This window comes from Paraflavitalea sp. CAU 1676 (genome assembly GCF_029223285.1).
Classification (GTDB): Bacteria; Bacteroidota; Bacteroidia; order Chitinophagales; family Chitinophagaceae; genus Paraflavitalea.
Genome location: NZ_JARHUJ010000001.1, coordinates 805,790 through 826,145, shown reverse-complemented (window position 1 = coordinate 826,145; position 20,356 = coordinate 805,790). Strand labels below are relative to the sequence as shown.

The 20,356-nt window shown below is 50.4% G+C and carries 18 protein-coding genes; 11 read left to right on the top strand and 7 right to left on the bottom strand.

Annotation, left to right across the window (positions count from 1 at the left end; all coding sequences use genetic code 11):
- Positions 1-12: 12 nt before the first annotated feature.
- Both P2H89_RS03365 and P2H89_RS03360 read right to left on the bottom strand, forming a co-directional pair.
- Positions 13-1,680, bottom strand: coding sequence for a DUF1800 domain-containing protein (locus tag P2H89_RS03365; RefSeq protein WP_275825085.1), 1,668 nt, complete (start codon positions 1,678-1,680; stop codon positions 13-15).
- A 234-nt stretch (positions 1,681-1,914) separates the two neighbouring features.
- Positions 1,915-3,093 carry an acetyl-CoA C-acyltransferase gene (locus tag P2H89_RS03360; RefSeq protein ID WP_275825084.1) on the bottom strand — a complete coding sequence of 393 codons (1,179 nt, stop codon included), beginning with the start codon at positions 3,091-3,093 and terminating at the stop codon, positions 1,915-1,917.
- Positions 3,094-3,392: 299 nt separating this feature from the next.
- Here P2H89_RS03360 and P2H89_RS03355 point away from each other — a divergent pair, with 299 nt between their 5' ends.
- Both P2H89_RS03355 and P2H89_RS03350 read left to right on the top strand, forming a co-directional pair.
- Complete coding sequence (locus P2H89_RS03355) at positions 3,393-4,478, top strand: quinone-dependent dihydroorotate dehydrogenase (RefSeq protein ID WP_275825083.1); 1,086 nt, start codon at positions 3,393-3,395, stop codon at positions 4,476-4,478.
- A gap of 62 nt (positions 4,479-4,540) precedes the next feature.
- Positions 4,541-5,353 carry a TerC family protein gene (locus P2H89_RS03350; protein ID WP_275825082.1) on the top strand — a complete coding sequence of 271 codons (813 nt, stop codon included), beginning with the start codon at positions 4,541-4,543 and terminating at the stop codon, positions 5,351-5,353.
- A gap of 95 nt (positions 5,354-5,448) precedes the next feature.
- Here P2H89_RS03350 and P2H89_RS03345 read toward each other — a convergent pair whose 3' ends face one another.
- Together P2H89_RS03345 and dnaB are read right to left on the bottom strand one after the other, a co-directional pair.
- Positions 5,449-6,165 (bottom strand): RsmE family RNA methyltransferase, encoded by a 717-nt coding sequence (locus P2H89_RS03345; protein ID WP_275825080.1) that lies wholly within the window; start codon positions 6,163-6,165, stop codon positions 5,449-5,451.
- Positions 6,166-6,387: 222 nt separating this feature from the next.
- Entirely contained in the window at positions 6,388-7,974 is a 1,587-nt protein-coding gene (gene dnaB, locus P2H89_RS03340; protein WP_275825079.1) for a replicative DNA helicase, read from the bottom strand.
- Positions 7,975-8,581: 607 nt separating this feature from the next.
- Here dnaB and P2H89_RS03335 point away from each other — a divergent pair.
- The 6 genes from P2H89_RS03335 to P2H89_RS03310 all read left to right on the top strand — a co-directional run bounded on the left by P2H89_RS03335 (position 8,582) and on the right by P2H89_RS03310 (position 14,443).
- A complete protein-coding gene (locus tag P2H89_RS03335) occupies positions 8,582-8,827 on the top strand; it encodes a hypothetical protein (protein WP_275825078.1) in 246 nt (81 codons plus the stop codon).
- A 579-nt stretch (positions 8,828-9,406) separates the two neighbouring features.
- Positions 9,407-10,444: an IPT/TIG domain-containing protein gene (locus P2H89_RS03330; protein ID WP_275825077.1), complete on the top strand. Its 1,038-nt coding sequence runs from the start codon at positions 9,407-9,409 to the stop codon at positions 10,442-10,444.
- A gap of 41 nt (positions 10,445-10,485) precedes the next feature.
- Positions 10,486-10,950, top strand: coding sequence for a hypothetical protein (locus tag P2H89_RS03325; protein WP_275825076.1), 465 nt, complete (start codon positions 10,486-10,488; stop codon positions 10,948-10,950).
- A gap of 25 nt (positions 10,951-10,975) precedes the next feature.
- Positions 10,976-11,305: a hypothetical protein gene (locus tag P2H89_RS03320; RefSeq protein ID WP_275825075.1), complete on the top strand. Its 330-nt coding sequence runs from the start codon at positions 10,976-10,978 to the stop codon at positions 11,303-11,305.
- Between the two features lie 282 nt (positions 11,306-11,587).
- On the top strand, positions 11,588-14,020 hold the full coding sequence (gene pheT / locus P2H89_RS03315; RefSeq protein WP_275825074.1) for a phenylalanine--tRNA ligase subunit beta: 2,433 nt from the start codon (positions 11,588-11,590) through the stop codon (positions 14,018-14,020).
- A gap of 135 nt (positions 14,021-14,155) precedes the next feature.
- A complete protein-coding gene (locus P2H89_RS03310) occupies positions 14,156-14,443 on the top strand; it encodes a hypothetical protein (RefSeq protein WP_275825073.1) in 288 nt (95 codons plus the stop codon).
- Between the two features lie 6 nt (positions 14,444-14,449).
- Here the strand turns inward: P2H89_RS03310 and P2H89_RS03305 are convergent, their stop codons facing one another.
- Complete coding sequence (locus P2H89_RS03305; protein ID WP_275825072.1) at positions 14,450-14,704, bottom strand: hypothetical protein; 255 nt, start codon at positions 14,702-14,704, stop codon at positions 14,450-14,452.
- A gap of 153 nt (positions 14,705-14,857) precedes the next feature.
- Between P2H89_RS03305 and P2H89_RS03300 the strand changes: the two genes are divergently transcribed.
- Positions 14,858-15,148 (top strand): cell division protein ZapA, encoded by a 291-nt coding sequence (locus P2H89_RS03300; protein ID WP_275825071.1) that lies wholly within the window; start codon positions 14,858-14,860, stop codon positions 15,146-15,148.
- Between the two features lie 2 nt (positions 15,149-15,150).
- Here P2H89_RS03300 and P2H89_RS03295 read toward each other — a convergent pair whose 3' ends face one another.
- Both P2H89_RS03295 and P2H89_RS03290 read right to left on the bottom strand, forming a co-directional pair.
- A complete protein-coding gene (locus tag P2H89_RS03295) occupies positions 15,151-16,005 on the bottom strand; it encodes a DUF6263 family protein (RefSeq protein ID WP_275825070.1) in 855 nt (284 codons plus the stop codon).
- Positions 16,006-16,176: 171 nt separating this feature from the next.
- On the bottom strand, positions 16,177-17,319 hold the full coding sequence (locus P2H89_RS03290; protein ID WP_275825069.1) for a TlpA disulfide reductase family protein: 1,143 nt from the start codon (positions 17,317-17,319) through the stop codon (positions 16,177-16,179).
- Positions 17,320-17,591: 272 nt separating this feature from the next.
- Between P2H89_RS03290 and rny the strand changes: the two genes are divergently transcribed.
- Complete coding sequence (rny, locus tag P2H89_RS03285; RefSeq protein ID WP_275825068.1) at positions 17,592-19,157, top strand: ribonuclease Y; 1,566 nt, start codon at positions 17,592-17,594, stop codon at positions 19,155-19,157.
- A 70-nt stretch (positions 19,158-19,227) separates the two neighbouring features.
- On the top strand, positions 19,228-19,596 hold the full coding sequence (gene rplS / locus P2H89_RS03280; protein ID WP_275825067.1) for a 50S ribosomal protein L19: 369 nt from the start codon (positions 19,228-19,230) through the stop codon (positions 19,594-19,596).
- The last annotated feature ends 760 nt before the right edge of the window (positions 19,597-20,356 follow it).

Genomic DNA, 20,356 nt, shown 5'->3' with positions numbered 1-20,356 from the left:
GGTTGGGTAGTGTCAGGATAATTGATACTCGGCCAGGTTCATCAGGTATTTATAAAAAGAGGTCAACCGCATGTTCACCGTTTGGTAGTACGTGTCATTGCCCGGATTGTTGACATGGTTGTTCCAGGCCACCGTCCAATAGTGATCCGAATCCTGGTTGGAAAGTAAGATCTGCTTCTTGATATTTTGCTTAACCGCGTCCGACAACGGCACCCGGTACAAAATGGCCAGCGAGTCATTCATCAAAGCGTTGGGATCGCCGGGGTTCGACAAAGTCTTCGCAAACGCAACCGGATCGATTTTCAACGTCACGTTATCCCGCATATATCCCATTACGATCAACAGGTCACTGAAAATATTACGTTTGGGTAAAGTATCCGAGGTGATCCACATTTCATGAAACTGTGGCAACTGGTAATAGGCAGGCCAGCCCGAAACACCCGGCGGATCGCCGATATACTGTTGCATATGCCCCGCCTGGTCCATCACAAAGGCCCACATATTATAGGCATCATTGCCGCCAGTGGGGAACACCACATTGAATTCACGGCATAATCCTACAGTCAGGTCAACCGGGCTCTTGATCAGGCATCCCTGATTAAGTGCATCAAAGAAATGCTCGCTCTTGAAAAGCCTCGCCAGTACCGGCTTGATCTCCCAATTGCCATCCCGGAATTGCTGTGCCAGCGGTTTGATCACATTCGTCTCCGTCGCCGCGTCGATGGTATAATAGCAAAACCAACGATACAGCTTACGCACGATGAACTCCGACACCTCCACCTTTTTATTGAAGATCATATTGAGCAGATCGTCCAGCTCAGCATCACCCGCCGTGGCATCACTGCGCCCCGCAATCGTAGTGCCGTAAAACGAAGAGAATGATTTACTCGTGCTGTCATGCCGTTCGGGCACAAACATCAAGGTCTCTGTCTCTACGTCGATGGTCCAGCCCGTCAGCACACGCGCAGCTGCGAGTACATCCGGTTCAGTATAATTGGGATCGTTTTCTTTACCCAGGGTAAAAAGCTCTTGCAACTCACGCGCATAGTTCTCATCCGGCGCCTGCTTGATATTGAGCCAGCCATTCAGGTAGCGGAGCATCGCCAGATCGAGTGTAACAGCCCGCACCAGTTGCTTGAAATTGCCCAGCGCCAGTTGATGCAGCAACACATAGTGGCGGTAACCCGCAATGCCATTACGGTACATATTGGCTTCGGTGGCAAAATGATGATGCCAGAAAAGGATCAGCTTTTCGGTAATGGAACGGTCCTGGTTGATCATCAAACTCGTCCACCACGACTTCCACGACAATACCCGCTTTTCGTTGGCCTCTTCATCCCTGGTCACCGTGTTAACCCAGGTAGATCCATCAGGAACTGTCAATTCAGGATCACCGCCGGCAATACCGGTATTATCATAAGTCTTAACAGGAGGAGCCGGAGCAGGAGAAATATTCAATAAAGCATCTACAGCTTGTGAAACCGGCATCGACAGGAAATGATCGATATCGCTTTTCTTCGCGCCAAACATAGTGCGCTTCAACAAGTGAGCAACCTCAGCCGAGGTCCACGCTCCGCTATAGGGAGTTAAACCGGAATTGATAAAACGCAACCCGGCATACGGACGATCGGGAGCAGCAATAGGTTTTCTAGTAAGCAGGAAGAATGATCTTCTATCCATAGGTTTGATATTAGGGTGTTCGCATAACCAGCGTAACCGTAAAACATTATGCGAAAGCAGACGCAGCCTTCAATACTCAAAAATGCTGCCATATGACCACAATTGGTATCTACAGGTAAATTTCCGTGCTAATTACGTAATAACACGATAAATAAGAAGGCCTGTAGCACGATTTCGGATGTTCCAACTTCGTACCACAGGCCACTTAAAGAATCTAAACTATATGGTTACTGACTAATTAATATTTTCAATAATGCCTGCAATCCCCTGTCCACCGCCCACACAGGCCGTAACAATGCCGTATTTCTTATTCAATCGTTTCATATCGTTGGTGATCTGAATAGTGAGTTTGGTACCGGTACAACCCAGTGGGTGGCCCAACGCAATTGCGCCCCCATTGATATTGACGATGTCAGGATTCATCTCCAGCTTACGGATAACCGCCAGCGCCTGCGAAGCAAACGCCTCGTTCAATTCAACGAGGTCGATCTGACCAAGGTTCATCCCTGCTTGCTTCAACACCTTCGGCACTGCCTCGACCGGACCAATACCCATGATCCTTGGATGAACACCGGCCGAAGCACAGTTCACCAAACGCGCAATGGGTTTCAATCCCAACTCGTTTACCAGTTTCTCACTCATCACGATCACGAAAGCTGCGCCATCCGAAGTTTGGGAAGAATTGCCTGCCGTTACCGAACCGCTGGCAGCAAAAACTGGCTTCAGTTTGCCCAGCGCTTCCAGGCTGGTATCCTGGCGCGGCCCCTCATCAGTATCCACTACATAGGTCTTCGATTTCTTCTTGCCTTTTTCATCTACATACACCTGCTCCACCGTAATAGGCAAAATGCCACTCTTGAAAAATCCCTGTTCAATGGCATTAATTGCCTTCTTATGAGAGTTATAGGAGAAAGCATCCTGGTCTTCACGGCTTACAGTATACTCCTTGGCAACCGCCTCGGCCGTAAGCCCCATGCTCAGGTAATAATCTGGTTCGTCTTTCGCAATGGAATAGGCAGGCACCGTTTTCCAACCAGCTGTAGGTACCAGGCTCATACTTTCAGTACCGCCAGCTACGATACATTCCGCCTGCCCCATACGGATCTTGGCAGTAGCAATAGCGATGGTCTCCAGCCCCGACGCACAATAACGGTTCACCGTCATGCCAGGTACCTCAAAACCAAGCGCACGGGCCGCAATAATACGGCCAACCTGCAAACCCTGCTCAGCCTCCGGAACCGCATTACCCACGATCACATCGTCAACCCGTTTGGGGTCAAGCTGCGGAACCGACGCCAGCAAACCCTTGATCACATCGATCGCAAGGTCATCGGGCCGGTAAAAACGGAAAACACCACGCTTCGATTTACCTACAGCAGTGCGAAAGCCTGCAACGATATATGCCTCTTGCATAGGAATAATTTTAGTTGTTTATGCAACCTTGTATACCAAAGATAACAAGAACATACAAGTTTTCAAAACAGGGGACAGAACCGCTGTTTCCGCTTCATTATCAGCTACCTATCCTTATAACAACACCACCAGCTTATCTGCTTGCTTACCGTGGAAATTGAAGGCACCCCTGTTGTCATAGCACCAAAATGCACCTTCATTACTACCTTATCTCTCATCGCCTCTGGCACATACTTCACTAAAATTTTGCCACATAGCGGTCGCAATGGAGGGAGAAAGAAATATCTTCGCACCCGTCTATGTATACGTTTATCCGACAAGTATTGTTCCTTTTTCCTACAGAAGGAGTGCACCATTTCTCCATGAACGCCTTGAAACTGGCCTGCAAGGTTGGTTTTGTGAAGCGCATCATCGCCCGAAGAAATACACCGGCCAGCAAAAAGCTCAGCCACCATTTATTTGGATTGCAGTTTAGGAATCCCGTAGGCCTGGCAGCCGGCTTCGACAAGAATGCCCTCTATCTCAACGAACTTGAAGCCCTGGGCTTCGGATATGTCGAGATCGGCACCGTTACCCCCAAACCACAAGCCGGCAACGATCAGCCGCGTCTCTTCCGCCTCCCCAAAGACAAAGCCCTCATCAACCGTATGGGCTTTAACAACGAAGGCGTAAAAGTAGTGGCAAAGCGTCTTAAAGACTGGAAGGCAAAACAAACCCTGGGCACCAGCAAAGCGGCATCTGCCGATGCCGGCGAACCGCGCCTCATCATTGGCGGCAACATCGGTAAGAACAAAGTGACACCCAACGAAGACGCCTGGAAAGATTACGAGATCTGCTTCCGCGAGCTCTACGATTGGGTCGATTATTTTGTCGTCAATGTAAGTTCACCCAACACACCCGGCTTGCGCGAACTCCAGGAAAAGGATGCCTTGCGCAAGATCCTTTCGCACCTGCAAACCATCAACCAAACCCTCGCAGGCACCCAACAGGATCCCAAGCCCCTCCTGCTTAAAATTGCACCCGACCTCACCCGCGAGCAGATCGATGATGTCATCGACCTCGCCATGGAAATAAAACTCGACGGATTGGTAGCCACCAACACCACCATCGATCGCACCGGACTACAATCCACCGAAGCCGAACTGGCGCAGATCGGCGCCGGCGGATTAAGCGGCAAACCCCTTACACAGAAATCGACAGGTATCGTTCAATACATCACACAAAGAACCAACGGACAAGTACCTGTAATCGCATCCGGCGGCATATTCACCGGCGCCGATGCACAGGAAAAATTGCAGGCAGGAGCCTCCCTCATACAGGTGTGGACAGGTTTTATTTATGAAGGTCCGGGAATTGTACAGAACATCTGTAAATCGCTGGCATAACCTAAGAATAAATAACTCCGCTGGCTGTAATAAATAACTGGTTATACAACTTATATATACAAATGGAACATCTTCTTACGACGGATAGCATCATCAGTTTTGTGGTCCTCGTTATACTTGAAATCGTCTTAGGTATCGACAACGTGATCTTTGTAAGCATCATCATGAACCGCCTGCACACCAAAAAGGAAATGGCAAAGGCAAGGCGCTTCTGGATGATTAGTGGAATCATCGTACGCAGCTTGTTGCTGCTCGCCCTCGGCTGGCTGCTGGAACAAAAGGGCAAATACGTGATCCCCGAAAGCTGGTTTGGTAAAGGCTTCGACCTCGCCAGCCTGGTAATGCTCGCCGGCGGATTATTCCTGATCTATAAAACAGTAATGGAGATACACCATAAACTGGAAGGGGAAGATCCCAATGCCAGCACACAGCGCAAGAAACCGCTGAGTATGGGACAGGCACTGGGGCAGATCGTAGTGATCGACGCCGTCTTCTCATTCGATAGCATCATCACCGCCGGAGGTACGGCAAAACACGTGGAGATCATGATCGCTGCGGTTATCATCGCTATGATCATCATGTTCCTGTTCAGCCCCGCCATCTCCAACTTCGTATCGGAACACCCTACGATCAAGATGCTGGCCCTGTCATTCCTCGTAATGATCGGTTTGAGCCTGGTGATCGAAGGCTGGGACTCGGAAAGAGCACACGATCTGCACCTGAAGAACTATATCTATTTCGGAATGGCATTCTCATTTGGCGTAGAGCTGCTCAACATGACCATGCGAAAGCGGCAGGCGAAACGCGTGGTGCAGCTCAATTCGCCCATACTCGACGGGGCCGGCAAAAAGAAGGAAGACGATATGGCCCACTAACACAAATACGTTTAGTAACTATACAGCCCGGCAAGTAATTGACCGGGCTTTTTTGTTTTCCTTCGCCAAACGCGCCCGCTCAACTTTACCCGCCCTCAAACGATCTTCAGTAACGAAGCCGCGACCACACCGGCGGTTTCAGTACGCAGTCGGTTATGGCCGATCACCACAGGCATAAATTGATGTTGCAGGGCCAGGGCAATTTCATCTTGTGTAAAATCGCCTTCCGGACCGATCAATATGATCTGTGAAGGCTGCACAGCCGAAACTTCCCGTTGCAGTTCACGGCGGTCACTATCGATACAATGGGCAATGAACTTTTGAGAGGTCTGCATCACATCTTCCAGGCGGAAGAGTTGTTCATAGGCCACAGGTTGATGCAGTTCGGGCAGCCAGCTCTGCTGACTTTGCAACATGGCGCTCACCAGGATGCCCTGCATACGATCGTGGCGGAAGTGTTCGCGCTCCGTACGATCGCACAGTAAAGGAATAATACTCTGCACCCCGATCTCGGTAGCCTTTTCCAGAAACCATTCAAAGCGGCTGGCATTCTTTAAGAGAGAGATCGCAACGGTGATCCGGCGCTTGGCCGGAGCCGTATATACGGCGTCGTTGATCCTTACACCACATTTCTTTTTGTGATCGTTGATGATCTCGGCAGTCAGCAGGTTGCCCACACCGTCAGTAAGCTGCACCAGCTCACCAACCTGTTTGCGTAACACCTGGATGATATGTTTGGAAGCCTCTTCGGGAAGCGTGATAATATCATTGACCGCAGCAGCAGATTCTATATAGAAGATAGGCAGGCTCATGCTGCAAGTTACCTTATCGGCACTTTCGTGCGCCAATCAATAGCCAAAAAAGAAAAAGCCCTCCCCGATGCTTAATTGGGAGGGCCAGGAATAAACAACCTCAGAAGTTTATAGTATGTTTTAGCTGTTGCTTTTTCGATCATCATAGCTCCAGGCCATTCACTCTTCTCGTCGCTGCCTCAGTTGTCCCGACGTATGTCGGGATTGCCTACGCTGCCTTTCTTAGAACGGCGCATCATCATCATCGCCAAACGGCATATCATTCATTTTACTGCCAGCTTGAATAAAGAGCTTGGCGCCACCACCGCCGTCCGCACCACCCGCATTATCGGGTTGCACAGGCTTCCAGTTACCGCCGCCGCCACCGGGTTGCAGACCGCCAAAATCATCTTCCTCAAACTCCGTGAACTTCTGGATGTGCAGCAAGGCACGCAGCTTGATCGTTTCCAGCGAACCGTTACGGTGTTTAGCGATACGGATATGCGTTTCACCCTTATTGCTTTCCCCCATTTCGTTCTGGGCAATATCGTAGTATTCCGGACGGTAAATGAACATTACCATGTCCGCATCCTGTTCGATCGCACCCGATTCCCGAAGGTCACTCAGCTGGGGCATCTTATTGCCGTCTTTACGCGTTTCCACCGCCCGGCTTAACTGCGACAGGGCGATGATCGGTACCATCAACTCCTTCGCCAGCGTTTTTAAGTTACGGGAGATGGTACTGATCTCCTGCTCACGGTTCTGGTTCTTGCCACCGCCGCCGCTCATCAGCTGCAGGTAGTCGATGATGATCAAACCGATATTGTGCTTGTTCTTCAAACGGCGCGCTTTAGCCCGCAATTCAAATACGTTCAAAGCCGCTGTATCATCGATAAAGATGGGCGCCTGTGCCAGTTTCTGGATACCCTTGGCATAGAGCTGCTTCATCTCGTGTTCTTCCATTTTACCACGGGAGATCTTTTCCAGCCAGATCTCACTTTCGGCCGAGAGGATACGCTGTACCAGCTGGGCCGAGCTCATTTCAAGGCTGAAGAAAGCCACCGGAGTGGGCTTCTGCGGGTTCAACGCCGCATTCCGTACCAGGTTAAGGGCGAAGGCCGTTTTACCTACCGCAGGACGTGCCGCGAGGATCACAAGGTCAGAAGGCTGCCAGCCATAAGTAACCGCGTCCAACGTCTTAAAACCGCTCGGTACACCCGTAATATCTTCCGTACGGCTGCGCATGTCCTCGATCCGTTGTACCGTTTTCACCAACACACTGTCGATACTGTCGAAGTTCTTACGAAGGTGATTATTGGTGATCTCGAACAGCTTGCTTTCAGCTTCATCCAGCAGGTCAAAAACATCGGTGCTGTCTTCGTACGACTCACTGATGATCTCGCCGCTGATGCGGATCAATTCACGCTGAATGAATTTCTGAAGGATGATACGGGAGTGAGCATCGATGTTGGCAGAAGAAACCACCGAATTGGTCAGCCTGGTCACATAGTACGGACCACCTACCATTTCCAGTTCGTCCTTGCTCCTCAACTCCTCCACCACGGTCAAAATATCGATGGGCTGGTTCTTTTGCTGAAGGCTCAGCATGCCCCGGTAAATACGCTGATTGGCATCCACATAAAAGCACTCCGGCTTCAAAATCTCGATCACAGTATCGAAAGCGCTCTTTTCCAACATGATAGCACCCAGTACAGCTTCCTCGAGGTCCTTCGCCTGTGGCGGAACCTTTCCATACATCATCGTACTCAGATCAACCGATCCTTTCCGCCGCTGTTTACTGCGGTCTTTATTAAAATTCGTTAGCTCCATTGGTTCAATTGGTCAGTAAGTAAATGAGAACGTTGGCAAATACAATCCACTGAACGATGGTCTCTGCTTTAGGGGGACGGATTTTCCTGGTCACTCAATTGGAGAATCCAACCAATGACGGGCGGGTCAGTATTCCAGACTTGTGTTACGAAATTGTTAATCCAGGGTTACCCGAATGTTACCGCTTTAGTCAGGACGGCGAATATATAACCACCCAACGTCCCGGAAAAAAAAATCTGGAACCTATATTTAATAACCCCCAATTCACGGTTCGGTTCACACCTATTTAGGGGTTATCCACATCAACGTGCCGGTTATACCCAATTTACAAAAGTTTGGCACCCCGGCCCAAAGGAAATTAACACACACTTGTGCGAAGAAAATATGGTGAAAAAATTTGGAAAGAAGTCCGTTCGAATGAGATACAGCAGCACTAAGGGTTTACCGGTCGCAGCTATGAAAAAACACTTAATCAGCCTCGATTTTATCACCTTCATACCGCCGAAACAGCAGTAAATACATTAACTTTAGATTGAAAAAATGAACAAAGCTTTACTGGTATTGTTTTATGAGCGATATTAGAGGAAGTATTAACTTTTAATTCACCATGCGGGTATATCAACTTAGGCATTACGAGGTGTTGCTGAACGATCAGCAGGGCGAAGAATTGGAGTTACTGATCCAGTACGAAAAATTATGCAGCCAGTTACTCACCACCAAAGCACTGGCCTATTCCAACACCCTCGAGATCGCCAGAATTCGGCAATATCGCCTGGAACGCCGGGCTCCACGTATCCACCTCATGTTGTCGAACAACCTGCAGCCATTTAATTTTCTTATCAATAAGAATTAGCTGCTAAAACCAGGCCCAGCCCCCCGCTCCCAACACGCAACCACACCCTTCTCCCGCATTTGTTGTCCCTTTTTGACCTCCCAATAACCCGACTTACCGAGACCTTGTAGAGACCTTACCGAGACCTTATCGAGACCTTATCGAGACTCGGCTCCGTGCCGAACCCGTACCGAGCAGTACCCTCACAGTACACCCCCAGGCCCCTATCCACTACTATTCCATCCTTCAGTTCTCCCTTTCCCAGCCTCCTGATACGCCAGCTACACTTCCCGCCATGCCCACCTTCTCAGGCCCCCTCATTCGTTGCATCCCGTCACCTATCCACAACCGCCACCAAACAACGCATTAGCCAGGTTACCGCTCCCGGTCAGCCGCTTTCACCAGGCCTCCCTCCCCACAGCCGGGCATCACACCCTACCCTGTTTGTGGTATTGATAATCACAAATATTCTCCCCAGCTTTGCCCTCTCCCCCAGTCACGCAGCATAATCCGGTCACCAGGGCCCGCCAGCCTGAATACAGCCCCTTGATCACACAACAGTAAGGCACCATTACTAACCTATACAAAACAGCCCGCAACATGGCGAACAACAACACGGCCGATCCGCAGATCACCAAAGGAGGCAGAATAGCCGCCGGTCTCCTCCTCGTCCTGTTCACCGTCCTGTCGATCACCGTCCTCATTGCATTCTGGCCCGATCAATTACCCGAACCCGGTAAAAAATGCGCCCTCTATCGTTATGAATGGTTCGCCATGACACTCGATACAAACGCTTGCCTGCCACCCTCCGATACCACCACTGCCACAACAACAACCCCGGCCGCAACCATCGCCACAACCGCTCCCGGCTCCATCACCGACACCCTCAGCCGCGACACCGCTGCCCTCCATGCTGCACCACCCACCACCAGCCAGGCAGCACCCGCCGCCAGCCCGGTAAAAACAGCAACCACACATTACGAATACATCCACCTCAACATCATTGTGCTCCTGCTCGTAGCCGTTGGTGGCTTCCTCGGCAATATGATCCATATAGCCACCTCCTTCACCACCTTCATCGGCGCCGGTAAATTCAGGCGCAGCTGGGTACTCTGGTACTGGGTACGCCCCTTCACCGCCGCCGCCCTTTCGCTCGCCCTCTATTTCGCGTTCGGCGCCAGCAACGATCCCGGCAATGTAGATCTCGATCGCATACTCACCGTAGCCATCCTCACCGGCCTCTTTACCGATATCGCCACCCAGAAACTGAAAGAAGTATTCGATGTCATCTTCGCGCCCAAAGACAACCGGCCCAATAAACTCACCGATCCCGCACTGAAGATAGATACCATAACACCCGATGAACTCGTTAAGGACGGCGCCAATACCATCCTCATCAAAGGAAAGAACCTGAAAGAGAAAAATTTGATCATCACCATCGACAATGAGACCATTACAGAAACACAGGTCACCAGCGAAGAGATCAGCTTCACCTACCAGTTACCCGAAGCTGCAAAAGCGAAGACCGAACTCACCATGACCTTTACCGATGAAGATAACGCCACACTGGCGCCTCCGAAGAAATTTAAGGTCATCGACAGTAATCCACCGCTACCACCCGCCGGTGGCGAACAATAACCCGTTTGAATATACTCTATTAATAATCCTAATTTTTGTTTATGACAGCACACCCAACACTACGAAAGCTCACCGGCATACTCCTGCTGAGCGTCCTGTTGTTTACCGCCTGCAAGGTCACCCTGCTATCCGCATACGATGACGTTACCGACAAGACCTTGTCCGAAATGCAACAAAGTACTACCACCTTCTTCGTCAAACACGAAGCCAATCCAGGCTCGCAGGATCTCTCCTACAACAATTCGCTGCCTTTTTATGAAGGCCTCCGCGTAAAGTCGCGCACCGTTCGCATCCGCAATAACGCCATCGAGAAGAACAAGATCATGATCAACATGCTCGACCTCCTCGATGAAAACGTCAACCTCATGGACTCCCTCCACAAAGGAAAACCCAACGGCTTGCTCAGCAAATCCGATGTCACCCTGCTCAAGGGTGCCTTCGAATCGCAGTACACCGCCATGTTCAAATTCATCATGGCACTCAAAGCCCGCGCCAAAGCACAATAATTAACCACCATTCAACATCACCACTATGTCAATAAACGTATCGGCCATCGCCAAAGAGATGCTCAATGCAGCCAAACCCATCCTGCAAAATGCCTGGAAAGAAGTAAAACCATTCGCCGAGAAAGAAAGTAAAGCCTTCGCCCAAAACCTGGCCATGATCGGCAAGCTCAAACTCGAAGGCAAGATCACCAAAGAAGAAGCACTCCTGCACATACAAATTCAAAAGAACTCATTCCGCACCGTACTGCTCGCCATACAGGGGCTCGGGTTGATCGCCGTAGAGAACGCCCTCAATGCAGCCATCGCCGTGATCGCCACCACCGTCAACAAAGCCATTGGCTGGAATTTACTGTGATCCGGCGCTCCAACTCAGTGGCCATTTCCGGGTAAGGTTCGCCCAAACCTTACCCCCCGCAATAGGCCCAGGGCCGCAATAAGCCATACCAGGCTGATGCAAAACCGCGCTCATAAGCTGCCAGCAGGCGCCACGGCATGAACCTACATCCATGCCCCGCCTTGCCTGCTAATCCTTATCTTTGCCCCTCGCCCAAAAATCGCCGGCAAATGGCAAAAGCTGATAGCGGTGAAAGAAGTGGCGCAGGCAAGAAATATCAACATCAAAAGATCAAACTAAGTAATGACGATCTCGTATAACTGGTTACATGAATATTTACCGGTAACCATCGAACCGGAGCGCTTGAGCAGGATTTTAACAGCCGTTGGCCTCGAAGTAGAAAGCCTTGAAAAATATGAAAGTCTTAAAGGTGGATTGCAGGGCCTGGTCATCGGAGAAGTATTGACCCGTGAAAAGCATCCCAATGCCGATAAATTATCGCTCACTACCGTAAACATCGGCAGTGGCGAACCCTTGCAGATCGTATGTGGTGCCCCCAACGTGGCAGCCGGTCAAAAAGTGATCGTAGCTCCTGTAGGCGCCACCATCTATCCCAAAACAGGCGATCCACTCACCATGAAAGTGGCCAAGATCCGCGGCGTTGAGAGCTATGGCATGATCTGCGCCGAAGACGAGATCGGACTCAGCGACAACCACGCCGGCATCCTCGTACTACCTGCCGAAGTAAAAGTGGGTACTCCCGCCGCCACCTATTTCAAACCCTATAACGATTGGGTATTCGAGATCGGACTTACGCCCAACCGCATGGATGCTATGAGCCATCTCGGCGTAGCCCGCGACGTAACCGCCTACCTCGTGCACCACGATAAAAAGGATTATCGGGTAAAGACTCCCTTCGCCAATAATTTCAAAACCGACAATACATCGGCCCCCATTGCCGTGGAGATCGAAAATGCCAACGCCTGCCAGCGCTACAGCGGCGTCAGCATCAACAACGTACAGGTAAAGGAAAGCCCCCAGTGGCTGCAGGACAGGCTCCGTTCCATCGGCCTGCGCCCCATCAATAATATTGTCGACATTACCAACTTCATCCTGCACGAAACCGGCCAGCCCCTGCATGCCTTCAATGCCGAAGCCATCAAGGGAAAAAAGGTACTGGTAAAGAACCTGCCCGAAGGCAGCCCCTTCGTGTCGCTCGATGAAAAGACCCGGAAGCTTAGTGCAGAAGACCTGATGATCTGCAATGGCGAGAGTGAACCTATGTGTATCGCCGGCGTATTCGGCGGCCTTCACAGCGGCGTAAAGGCAGATACCACCAATATCTTCCTCGAAAGCGCCTGGTTCAACCCCATCGAGATCCGCAAAACATCCTTCCGTCACGGCCTCCGCACCGATGCGGCCACCCGTTTCGAAAAGAACGTCGACATCAGCAACACCGTCAACGTATTGAAACGCGCCGCCATGATGATCAAGGAACTGGCCGGCGGAGAGATCGCCTCCGACATCATCGACGTATACCCCGATCCAAGAGAAAGGTCATCCGTCGTGCTGAAATACCACTACCTCCGCAAGCTCAGCGGCAAAAACTACCATCCCGATACCGTAAAGAAGATCCTCACGACCCTCGGGTTCGAAGTGATCAAAGAAGGGATGGACAATATCTGGGTCAACGCACCCTACAGCAAACCCGACATCACCCTGCCGGCCGACGTAGTGGAAGAGATCATGCGCATCGATGGCCTCGATAATGTCGAGATCCCCACCTCTATCATGATCTCGCCCTCGATCGAAACCGACAGCTATAAATATACCTATCGCGAAAAAGCAGCCAACTACCTGGTGGGGCTCGGCTTCAACGAGATCTTCACCAACTCGATCACCAATGCTGCTTATTTCGACGAGGCCGAACTGGGTACCGCTGTAAAGCTGCTCAACAACCTCAGCGCAGAACACAATATCATGCGCCCTTCGATGCTCGAAACAGGCCTCGAAGCGGTAGCACACAACCTAAACCGGAAAAACCTAAACCTCCAGTTCTTCGAATTCGGTAAAACGTATCATACCTCCGGTCCCGGCCATTACAATGAGCAAGAGCACGTTTGCCTGTATATCACCGGACAGGTAAAAGAAGACTCCTGGAAAGGCAAAGGGTATGGAGTTGATCTGTATTATCTTAAAGGAATCGTGGCAAGGATATTGCAGCTTACCGGAATTACTGCAACAAGCTGGCAGGCCGCCACTACCGCACAAAAGCTGGCCGACAGCCTGGAAGTAAAGATCAACAACGAAGTCATCGCCACCTTAGGCACCGTAGCCCCCCATGAACTCAAGCGCTTTGACATTAAACAGCCTGTATTTTTCGCCGATATCGACTGGGAACTGTTACTGAAGAAAGTCGCCAAAGGAGTACTCAAAGTAACCGAACTGCCCAGGCAGCTACCTGTACACCGCGATCTGGCCATGATCGTACCAAAGGCACTTCCCTACACAGAAGTAGAGTCGACCGTTAAAAAGGTACGCATCGAAAAACTCCAGACCGTACAGCTGTTCGATATCTTTGAAAGCGAAAAACTGGGCGCCGATAAGAAATCACTCGCCGTCAGCTTTACCTTCCTCGATGAAGAAAAGACACTCACCGACAAGGAAATCGATGGTATGATGAATAAGATCATGACCGCCCTGGAAAAAGACCTCCAGGCAGAGATCAGAAAATAAAGGGAACGCCTGGTCAGAAACGGATCGGCAAGCCCCGGGCCGCCGGCCTTTCTGACCAGGCCATCAAGGAACCGCAAGTGGTAGATGGCTGGCAGTAGCATCCGGAACCGGCTGCTATAATTAAAACCTACAGGCATGTCAGACAATCAGCAACCTTGGAAACGCATCCACGACAAGTTGCAGCAGGTGCTGCACCAATACCAGGTGCTGCAAAAAGACAATGACCGGCTAACAAAAGAGGTAAAGGAGTTAAAAGCCAGGGATGTAACGCAGGCTAAAAAGATCGATGAGCTGGAGAATAAGATCGCAGCACTGAAAACAGCTACCGGCCAACTGAACGAGGCCGACAAGAAAGATTTGGACAAACGCCTGCATCAGTACATCCGGGAAATAGACCGGTGTATTGCCATGCTGAGCCAATAAATTGAATTACACACGTTTAACTAAACGCATTTTCATTTCGTCTTCGCCCTGGGAAAGTTCTAAAGTGTAGATGCCGTATGGCAGATCATTGAGGCCCTTCCAGGTAACGGTGTTGTCACCTTTTGGAACACTGGCCTCCATACGCTGGCATTCTTCGCCTTTTTCGTCGCGTAAGATAGCTTTAAGACTGGAACGGATAGGGGCTACTAATTCGAGTGTCAGGACATCAATGAAGATGGATGACTTTACTTTTGCAAACATAGTTCGCGTGGTTTTGGTGATGTAATCATAGAATACGGGTCTTCCTAATCCTTAAACATCCAAAACGATCCATTAGAGTCCAAAGTGTATCAGATATCCAGTTGTTAATTCTGTGTGGATAAATATAGAAATCTCTTTCCAAATTTGCAAGCAATGGAAGAATTAATTCCCATAAATGTGGTTATTGGCGACCGAACCTACCGGATTCGCATCGCTCCGACCGACGAAGAAGTGGTTCGCAAGACCATAAAACTCATCAATGACAAGATCATTGAGTTCAAAACCCAGTTTGCCGGAAAGGACATGCAGGACTATGTAGCCATGGTCGTACTCTGGTATGCCACCCAACAAAAAGCGGCCGGAGACCAGCCGCTGTTGGCGAGTGAAGCAGATAAACAGCTACAGTCCATGGAAAAACTCCTCGACCGTATGCTGCAGGGATAAAATTATTTCCTGGTCACCCCCTCGTCCATGTTCAATTTCATGGTGAAAGGGATCGATTGGCCAGCCACTTCCATGGTACCGGTAGCATTCATTTCCATCAAACGCTTCCTGATAACACCCGAAGCCACTTCCAGGGTATAAGAGCCCTTGGCAGTGCCCGCCATGTTCAGGTCGATCGTCATGCCCTGGTTTTCCACCTGGCCGCTTTGCGCCACCGTGCCGTCTACACCCACCAGTGCTTCATCACCTTTTATCTCTAATACTTTATAGTTCGAAACAGTCTTGCCTTCTTTGGTCACCACCGAATCAACCCAGGTGTCGCCCACTTTAACAGCTTTCGCGGGCAGGTTGGCCACCAGGTCATACAGGGCGCCAGCCTTATTACCCATATTCACCAGGCCACCGGACATGCCCATAAAAGCAGCCTTGTCGGAATCCTTGGTGGTCGAGTCGTCGCTGCTGATGATCACACCCTTTCCATCAACCACCAGGTTATTGGTCTTACCCACCAGCTCGTCGGCCTTCTTGGTCAGTTCGCTGGGAGCCGAAGCATCCTTCTTGTCTGTATCGTAGCTCATTTCCTGGCCCATACCGGCCATGCTGGTCACCACCCGCTTTACCGTGCTGGCCAACGCAAAATCCTTCGCCGAAGCATTCTTCACCTCTACGAGCGTAGTCACCGTATTGGTGTTATTGATCTCGATCGACTGCCCCATCATATCCATACCAATGATCATCTTGATGGCAGCTACCCGCTCGAGTTGCTGACCCTTGGTAAAAACAGCTTTCCGGTTCAGCGACTGGGCGCTCACCACCAACACAGACAGGGACAAAGGGATAAATAAAAACTTCTTCATATTTACAATGATTGTTGAGAATTTGTAGAGATTGAATAGATGATATTACAAAGAGACGGAGAATAAATCGAAATGCGTTGTCCATACACACAAAAAAAGGGTGGGCCTTCCGTCAAGGAGCGGAGCGCCCACCCTTATTATTAAGTATGCCCAAGGGCATACAGGCTGTCACTAATTGAACAGTTCGGCCAGTTTCTTCTGCAGGTCTTCACCCCGCAGGTTCTTACCGATGATCTTACCCTGGGGATCCAGCAGCAGGTTCTGGGGAATGGCCTGGATACCGTATTGAACGGCCACGGCATTTTTCCAGAACTGCAGATCGGACACATGCGTCCAGGTCAGCTTGTCGTCGTGGATGGCTTTGATCCATTTTTCCTTGGCATTGGGCTGATCGAGGGAAATACCGAGCACATGGAAACCCTTTTCGCGGTACTTGTTAAAAGCGGCCACAACATTGGGATTCTCTGCACGGCAGGGACCACACCAGCTCGCCCAGAAATCGACCAGTAAATACTTACCCTTGAAAGAAGAAAGCTGTACAGGTTTGCCCAGGGTATCATTCTGGGTGAACTCCATCGCGAAACGACCGATGCCAGTTTTCTTGGCAATGTCGATCCGGTCTTTCCAGTCTTTACCAGCTTTTGATTCCTGCACCGATTTGGGCAGTTGGGCAAAAACCGGTTCTACTTTCTCAGGTTTGATGTCATAACCCGCAAATTGCCCAAAGGCAAATAAAGCCACCGGCGATTTGGGATTAGACTTTACATAGGCACCATACACCTTCTCGTTCATTTCTTCGTACAATGCGTCGATCTGAGCATCCAGTTTGGCAGCTTCATCCTTCTTGCCAGCTTTGTTGGCTTCGGAATAAGCATTGTACAGATCCTTTTGACGGTCTCTGAAAGGTTTGGTCTGATCACTCAGTTTGGCATACTCGTCATGGGCTTTCGATCCGGTAACCTTCACATTGCTGAATGAGTCAACACTGTTGACGGTCAAATCGCCGCCTTGCAGGAAAACGGTGGCGTAGTCGCGTTGCATCGGCCTTCTTTTAGCAGACTCTGAACCCGCTGCATACTTTACCCGAAGGCTTCCCATGGTAGCATTCTGGAGCTGGCCGGTGAAGCCATACGCTCCTTCCTTTACCTGGGCGCTGTCGTTTTTACGGTCGCCATCAACCGAATAGGTCAGATAGACCCATTCGATGGGGTCGCCGCCTTGAGGAACCTTTCCTTTCAGGGTAAATGGTTGTGCTTGGGCTTGAACTAAAGAATACAGGGCCATGGAGGCGCCTGCCAGTAGTAGATGTCTCATTGTAAGAAGGTTTTGAATGGTGAACACCACAATATTAAAGAAAACAAGGCTTCCTTCATTCCCGCCTGTCATACAAAATGATAAGTGGAAATCATTTATTACCCATTGCAGCACTGAAGCCCGCAAACAGAAATTATGCAAATAGGTTTGCTGGTCAAACAATGCTTGCGTAATTTCCGTACTTTCGCACATTAACGTCTCCAGTATGGCCAACGTGCTATACATAGAGAGGATACATAATATGACAGAACAATCAAAATCAATAAAACACAATGGATGCGAACGCTTTAGCCTATATACTCGGAGCAGTCGGACTGGTGGTGGGAATCGTCGCCGGCAAATTCATCTTTGCTAAGAACACCCAACGGCAGGTAGACGAAGCCGAATTGCAAGCCAAAAAATTACTGGCCGATGCACAAACTCAGGCCGAAACAGTTAAACAACAAAGACAATTAGAAGCGAAGGAAAAGTTCTTACAACTTAAAGGCGAACACGAAAAAGAGGTCGGAGAACGTAACCGAAAACTGGGAGAGTCTGAGAACAGGGTACGCCAAAAAGAGCAAACCATCAACCAGAAGGTCGATCAGCTCGACAAGCAGGTAAAGGAAAATGAGGCGATCAAAGAAAACCTCAACCGTCAGATAGAAGTAGTGAACCTGAAGCGTACGGAACTGGAAAAACACCAGGAAGAGCACATCCGCCGCCTGGAAAAGATTGCCGGTCTCACCGCCGAAGAAGCCAAAAAGCAATTGGTAGAAAGCCTCAAACAGGAAGCCACCACACAAGCCCTGGCGCTCCAGCAGGAGATCATCGACGACGCCAAGCAAAAGGCCAACAAAGAAGCCCGCAAGATCATCATACAGTCTATCCAGCGCACCGCCGCCGAACAGGCCATTGAGAACTCCATCACCGTATTCAACCTGGAAAGCGACGAGATCAAAGGACAGATCATCGGTCGTGAGGGTCGTAACATCAGGGCCATCGAAGCCGCCACCGGCGTGGACCTCATCGTTGATGATACCCCCGAAGCCATCATCCTGTCTTCCTTCGACCCCCTGCGTCGTGAGATCGCCCGCCTTAGCTTGCAGCGTCTCGTAACTGACGGTCGTATCCACCCTGCCCGTATCGAGGAGATCGTGGAAAAGACCCGTCGCCAGATCGAAGAGCAGGTCATGGAGATCGGTGAACGTACCGTGATCGAGCTCGGCATCCACGGCCTGCACAAAGAACTGGTGCGTATCGTTGGTAAAATGCGTTTCCGTTCTTCTTACGGTCAAAACCTGCTGATGCACAGCCGCGAGGTAGCCAACCTGTGTGGTATCATGGCAGCCGAACTGGGCCTCAACCCCAAACTGGCAAAACGCGCCGGCCTGCTCCACGACATTGGTAAAGTGCCCGATGAGGAGTCCGAACTGAGCCACGCCCTGCTGGGAGCCAAGCTCGCCGAAAAATATGGTGAGAACCCCGCCGTAGTGAACGCCATCGGCGCCCACCACGACGAAATGGAAATGCAATACGTGATCTCCCCCATCGTACAGGCCTGCGATGCCATCAGCGGCGCCCGTCCCGGTGCCCGTCGTGAGATCATGCAACAATACTTACAGCGTATCAAGGACCTCGAGAACCTGGCGTTGTCGTACAATGGAGTTGAAAAAGCCTACGCTATCCAGGCAGGTCGCGAACTGCGTGTAATTGTTGAAGCTGAAAAGGTTACCGATTCAGATTCCGATAAACTGTCGTTCGAGATTGCCCAGAAGATACAGACCGAAATGACATTTCCCGGCCAGATTAAGGTAACCGTGATCCGGGAAAAACGCTCTGTAAACGTGGCCAGATAAATAAATTCGGTAGAAATAGCCGAAAATTGAAATAAACAGTTACCTTTGCCCTCCTTAAAATTTGAAGATCATGAACGCAGCAGTTCAATTCGTACACGAGCAACTGACCGGTAGTAAAGAGTTCCCGAAGTTTAAAGCGGGTGACAACATTACCGTAAACTATAAGATTATTGAAGGTGGTAAAGAGCGTATCCAGGGTTTCCGTGGTGATGTAATCAAGCGTCAGGGTACTGGTGGTACTGCTACTTTCACCGTTCGCAAGATTTCTGACGGAGTAGGTGTTGAAAGGACTTTCCCCTTCTTCTCTCCCAACATCGAGTCTATTGAACTGAACAAGGTAGGTCGTGTTCGTCGCGCCAAGCTGTTCTTCCAACGTAAGCGTAGCGGTAAAAGCGCTCGTATCAAGGAAAAACGTATGGCTGTCGCTGCACAAGGCTAAACTTCAGCTCGTTACAAGATATACGGAGCGGAACCTTCGGGTTCCGCTTTTTTATGCCCCTGCTGGCCCTAATCGGCTCCGGCAGCTCGTAGTTATCATATTATAAGGCAGGCCATCCCTGCCCCCCCCTTCTGTGTGTACCCGGCCATATGCCTGATTACCCACGATCCCGGTGCCTGGCCCTGTAGAGCTCCATCGCTCGCACGCCTGGCTTTCGCCGCCTTCTCTGGCGCTCCTTACCATTCTCCGGGCCTACCTGCCCCGCTCCCCTTCGTCTTCCAAAAACCTCGCCCCCCCCACCACACCTTCCCTCCTGTAAATCGGTCCGCAAACACTGCCCCATGCTTCCCCCGTTCGCTCCCCGGCCTTTTTCCATCGCCAACCCTGCTACCCCCAGCCCCTTTTTCTTCGCCTTTCATTATGTCCTTCTTCGCTCCTTCTTCGGTATTCTTTTAGGAAAGTGCGCTTTAACACCGAATCAAACACGAACAAATCCCGACCGAGGACCCTATCAGTCCCGGTCCAGGAAAGTTCATGGTAAAGCGCAGCACCAGATGATTCCATTGCGTGTGGCTGGGCTCCCTATACCCCACCAGCACCTGCTCACATTTCTCCAGGACTGCGGCTATATATTATAAAAAGGTGAGCAATCATTCTCCGTGCAACCGTTTGTTCTTCCGGTCATTACAACAGATTCGCCGGAATGCCCCTACCCACTTATGTTCTACGCCTCCCCTACTTTGTTAACCGCAAGTGAAAT

What these genes read in the sequence shown, in the direction of transcription:
- rplS (WP_275825067.1), top strand. Translation starts at nt 19,228, where the DNA reads ATGAACGCAGCAGTTCAATTCGTACACGAGCAACTGACCGGTAGTAAA.
- pheT (WP_275825074.1), top strand. Translation starts at nt 11,588, where the DNA reads ATGACGATCTCGTATAACTGGTTACATGAATATTTACCGGTAACCATC.
- P2H89_RS03345 (WP_275825080.1), bottom strand. Translation starts at nt 6,165, where the DNA reads ATGAGCCTGCCTATCTTCTATATAGAATCTGCTGCTGCGGTCAATGAT.
- P2H89_RS03320 (WP_275825075.1), top strand. Translation starts at nt 10,976, where the DNA reads ATGTCAATAAACGTATCGGCCATCGCCAAAGAGATGCTCAATGCAGCC.
- P2H89_RS03360 (WP_275825084.1), bottom strand. Translation starts at nt 3,093, where the DNA reads ATGCAAGAGGCATATATCGTTGCAGGCTTTCGCACTGCTGTAGGTAAA.
- P2H89_RS03325 (WP_275825076.1), top strand. Translation starts at nt 10,486, where the DNA reads ATGACAGCACACCCAACACTACGAAAGCTCACCGGCATACTCCTGCTG.
- P2H89_RS03310 (WP_275825073.1), top strand. Translation starts at nt 14,156, where the DNA reads ATGTCAGACAATCAGCAACCTTGGAAACGCATCCACGACAAGTTGCAG.
- P2H89_RS03290 (WP_275825069.1), bottom strand. Translation starts at nt 17,319, where the DNA reads ATGAGACATCTACTACTGGCAGGCGCCTCCATGGCCCTGTATTCTTTA.
- P2H89_RS03305 (WP_275825072.1), bottom strand. Translation starts at nt 14,704, where the DNA reads ATGTTTGCAAAAGTAAAGTCATCCATCTTCATTGATGTCCTGACACTC.
- P2H89_RS03365 (WP_275825085.1), bottom strand. Translation starts at nt 1,680, where the DNA reads ATGGATAGAAGATCATTCTTCCTGCTTACTAGAAAACCTATTGCTGCT.
- dnaB (WP_275825079.1), bottom strand. Translation starts at nt 7,974, where the DNA reads ATGGAGCTAACGAATTTTAATAAAGACCGCAGTAAACAGCGGCGGAAA.
- P2H89_RS03350 (WP_275825082.1), top strand. Translation starts at nt 4,541, where the DNA reads ATGGAACATCTTCTTACGACGGATAGCATCATCAGTTTTGTGGTCCTC.
- P2H89_RS03335 (WP_275825078.1), top strand. Translation starts at nt 8,582, where the DNA reads ATGCGGGTATATCAACTTAGGCATTACGAGGTGTTGCTGAACGATCAG.
- rny (WP_275825068.1), top strand. Translation starts at nt 17,592, where the DNA reads ATGGATGCGAACGCTTTAGCCTATATACTCGGAGCAGTCGGACTGGTG.
- P2H89_RS03330 (WP_275825077.1), top strand. Translation starts at nt 9,407, where the DNA reads ATGGCGAACAACAACACGGCCGATCCGCAGATCACCAAAGGAGGCAGA.
- P2H89_RS03300 (WP_275825071.1), top strand. Translation starts at nt 14,858, where the DNA reads ATGGAAGAATTAATTCCCATAAATGTGGTTATTGGCGACCGAACCTAC.
- P2H89_RS03295 (WP_275825070.1), bottom strand. Translation starts at nt 16,005, where the DNA reads ATGAAGAAGTTTTTATTTATCCCTTTGTCCCTGTCTGTGTTGGTGGTG.
- P2H89_RS03355 (WP_275825083.1), top strand. Translation starts at nt 3,393, where the DNA reads ATGTATACGTTTATCCGACAAGTATTGTTCCTTTTTCCTACAGAAGGA.